General features: G+C 65.8%; 2 protein-coding genes and 1 pseudogene. 2 read left to right on the top strand and 1 reads right to left on the bottom strand.

The genetic code is table 11. From position 1 onward, the window contains the following. Positions 1-404 precede the first annotated feature (404 nt). Positions 405-614 carry a hypothetical protein gene (locus tag JCM19049_RS10705; RefSeq protein WP_054821584.1) on the top strand — a complete coding sequence of 70 codons (210 nt, stop codon included), beginning with the start codon at positions 405-407 and terminating at the stop codon, positions 612-614. A 42-nt stretch (positions 615-656) separates the two neighbouring features. Here the strand turns inward: JCM19049_RS10705 and JCM19049_RS10710 are convergent, their stop codons facing one another. Then, entirely contained in the window at positions 657-1,271 is a 615-nt protein-coding gene (locus JCM19049_RS10710; RefSeq protein WP_054821585.1) for a TMEM175 family protein, read from the bottom strand. Between the two features lie 326 nt (positions 1,272-1,597). On the opposite strand from JCM19049_RS10710, the pseudogene JCM19049_RS10715 reads away from it, so the two are divergent. Then, positions 1,598-2,898, top strand: a pseudogene (locus JCM19049_RS10715) (aspartate aminotransferase family protein). Positions 2,899-2,982: the final 84 nt, after the last annotated feature.

Below are 2,982 nucleotides of genomic sequence, written 5' to 3' on the forward strand. Positions count from 1 at the left end.
TGTTCGTCACCCGCAAGGGCGCGGAATCCAATCCGGCCCTCGGCGCGGTGCGCGAGGCGGTGGCCCGGGCGTTCCGCCAGCCGGACGGGCGGAACACCACGCACCCCAGCGCTTCCTAGGTACTGCCTGCTCCGCGCAAACACCTGCACCGTGCTTCTTGACTAGGGCTTGTGATGCACCAGGTAGAACCAGCATGGCGATGCACTTGTGGACCACGACCAGGCCGAAAATGGCCAGGCCTTGAAGGTCGGGACCCTTCCTCGTTGCCTTGAAAACCAAACCCCAGGAGGCTCACGACGCTGGCAACCGACATCAACAGGCAAGGATCAGGATCCTGACCGGATGACGACCTCCCATTAGAATCGCCCTGAGACCAGCTGCGAGCACCATCCCAGGAGCCGACCGTGAGCGACACCCAATTCCTGATCGAGACCCCCGAACAATCCCGTATCTTCCTCGCTGCCGGAAGCGCCGCGGACTTCCTGCTCACCGGGGGGTTCGCGAATGCTGGCAGGGAACCGCACTGGCACCTGCGCTGGTGCCTGGAGCGGATGCAGCCCGAGGAGTTCATGGAGGTCGGCCAGGCCCGGGTCTTCTGCAAGCACCAGGAATGAGGTCGCCTGTCCGACCCGAAGCGGCGCCAGGCCCCTCAGCCGCTACTCATCGTCGCCGTGCTGCTCCAGGGAGCTTTCAATGCGCCGATCGGGGATGACCCACACCACCGCGACCGCCACGAAACAGGCCAGCGCGAGGTAGATGAAGACCGGGGCCTCGGGCTTGATGAAGGCCGCACTGGCGATCCCGGCCAGGTAGAGCACCAGTGAGGCCTTGCCCTTCTTGTCCCTGCCCAACGCGCACTGCATGCGGGAGTCCGGGCCTTCGGAGCGGGCGATGGTGCGTTGCAGCAGCACGAAGGCCAGGGCCGCGAGCAGCAGGACGGCACCGTAGGACATCACCGGTGCCCGCGCAAAGCCGGTGTAGTCCATCCATGCGGTGGCCAGCGGCAGCAGGGAGAGCCAAAACAGCAGGTGCAGGTTGGCCCACAACACCCCGCCGGTCACCCGGTTGGTCAGCTGGAACACGTGATGGTGGTTGTTCCAGTAGATGCCCACGTACGTAAAGCTCAGGGCATACGTGAGCAGAGCGGTGCCCACGGCATTCCACAATTCGGTGAACCCCGTGCCCTTGGGCACGGGCAGCGCCAGCAGCATGACGGTGATGATGATCGCCAGCACCCCGTCGCTAAACGCCTCCAGACGCCCGGTCTTCACTGTTCCGACCCGTTCACCGAGGCCGCTGGGGCACCCTTGTGCCCACCGCGGTGATTCACTGCCCTGCTGTGCATCCGTGTACCCTTCGCGTTTCCGCCCTGCCGGCGTTCTTCGATTATTGTGCACCGCCATCAGTGCGGCGGCCGGCCGCCACCCCGCCCACGTTTGCGCCCAACACATGATGTGTAAGCAGGGCTAACAGGAATCTGTTGTTTTTATTCGCTTTTTCTTTACGAATTGCTGTTCCTAGATTGGAAGCACGGCCCCCGCGTTGCACTGCGGACTCGGGCGCGCATCCCAGTTCTTCTCGAAAGGAGCGATCCGGCATGACCATCAACGACGTGGCTCATTCGGCGCCTGCCACCCCCTCCCTCATCGACGGCCCGGCCCTGTGGCCGGCGCAAGCGCATACGCCCAGCGTGCTGGGCCGACAGCTGGTCGTTGAACGCGGCGAGGGCTGCTGGCTCTACACCACCGACGGCCGGAAGCTTTTTGACGGCACCGCCGGGCTGTGGCATGCGAACGTCGGCCACGGCCACCCGGAACTGGCTCAGGCCGCCTACGAGCAGATGCTGCAGCTGGAGACCTACCACATCTTCGCGCGCTACTCGAATGACAAGGCGCTGCAGCTGGGTGAAAAGCTGGCCGCGGTCAGCCCGATCGAACGTGCCAAGGTCATCCTGAACTCCGGCGGTTCCGACGCCATCGATGTGGCCTGCAAGCTGGCCCGCCGCCACTGGCAGCGCGAGGGACGCACCTCCAAGAAGGTGATCCTCTCCCGCGAGTTCGCCTATCACGGCCTGCACGCCTATGGCACCTCGATCGCCGGGCTGGAGTTCAACCGCGAGGGCTACGGCAGTGAATCGCTGGTCCCGGAAACCGCGCGGATCTCCTTCAACGACCCGGCCCAGGTTGAGGAAGTCATTCAGCGCATCGGGGCGGAGAACATCGCCGCCCTGGTGACCGAGGCGGTCCAGGCACCGGTGGGGTCAATCCCCCGGCCCCCGGCTACCTGGAAGCCATTGCCCGGCTCTGCCGGGAGAACGACATCCTGCTGATCCTTGATGAGGTCATCACCGGCTTCGGACGCATGGGCACCATGTTCGCCGCCGAATATTACGGCCTGGAACCGGACATGATCACCTTCGCCAAGGGCGTGACCAGCGGTTACGCCCCGCTGGGCGGGGTCATGGTGGCCCCCCGGCTGTGGGAGCCGTTCTACGTTGACGCCCCTGACACCCCGATCTTCCGCCACGGTGCCACCTACGCCGGGCACGCCACCGCCTGCGCGGTCGCGCTGAAGCACCTGGAGATCCTGGAGCGCGAACAGCTGGTGCCGCGCGTGGCCGAGCTGGAGTCGGTGCTGCGCCAGGCGCTGGAGGACCTGGTCGCCCGTGTGGAAGCGGTCACCGAAGTGCGCAGCGCCGGACTGCTCGGCGGGGTCACCTTGGACGCCTCGCTCAGCGCCGAACAGGTTTGTGATGACCTGGTGGAGCTGGGCTTCATCGGCCGCCCGCTGCGCGGAAACACGATCCAGATCAGCCCGCCGTTCATCATCACCGATGCCGAACTGCACTCACTGATCGACGCCATCGGCCAGGCCGTCACCGGACGGAGCGGCAAATGAGCGAAACCACGGAACTGGCCACCACCGCCACCGAACGCAGCGCCCAGGCCCTGGTCCCGGCCGACGCCGGGCGGGTGGCCCTGG

Source organism: Arthrobacter sp. JCM 19049 (genome assembly GCF_001310435.1).